At 47.3% G+C, this 518-nt stretch carries 1 protein-coding gene; it reads right to left on the reverse strand.

Annotation, left to right across the window (positions count from 1 at the left end):
* The coding region (locus ACLNEE_RS16895) for a hypothetical protein (RefSeq protein ID WP_412007451.1) at positions 1-518 on the reverse strand (518 nt) is incomplete at both ends.

The following is a 518-nucleotide window of genomic DNA, read 5'->3' on the forward strand; positions in this document are numbered from 1 at the left end:
TTACCGCCATCATTGGTGACCATGGTGAGGGTAACAGCACCGTTGAAGTTAGCGCTGGGAGCAAAAACAGGGGCAAAGCCAGTAAGGAATGTATTGATATTGGCAACTGTACCAGTGAGGACAATAGAACTAGTCCCAGAGTTATTTACTGTGACATTTCCTGATGACGATGCAGATAAAGTCCCTGAATTGACCGACAGTGTTACGGTTACATCGCCCGTTCCAGCATCTACATCGCTGATGGACAAACCGGTCAAGGTTAGGTTAGTGTCTTCATTTACACTGAACGTGCCTGGCAGGGTATTGATTGGCGCATCGTTGACGGAATTGACGGTAATAGTTGAGGTGTCAGTATCAGATAGTGCTGCACCTCCTGTATTACCGCCATCATTGGTGACCATGGTGAGGGTAACAGCACCGTTGAAGTTAGCGCTGGGAGCAAAAACAGGGGCAGAGCCAGTAAGGAATGTATTAATATTGGCAACTGTGCCAGTTAAGACAATAGAGCTAGTCCCAGA

Origin of the sequence: Aphanothece stagnina RSMan2012 (assembly GCF_046764815.1) — a bacterium.
In the GTDB taxonomy this organism is placed as follows: domain Bacteria; phylum Cyanobacteriota; class Cyanobacteriia; order PCC-6307; family Cyanobiaceae; genus NIES-981.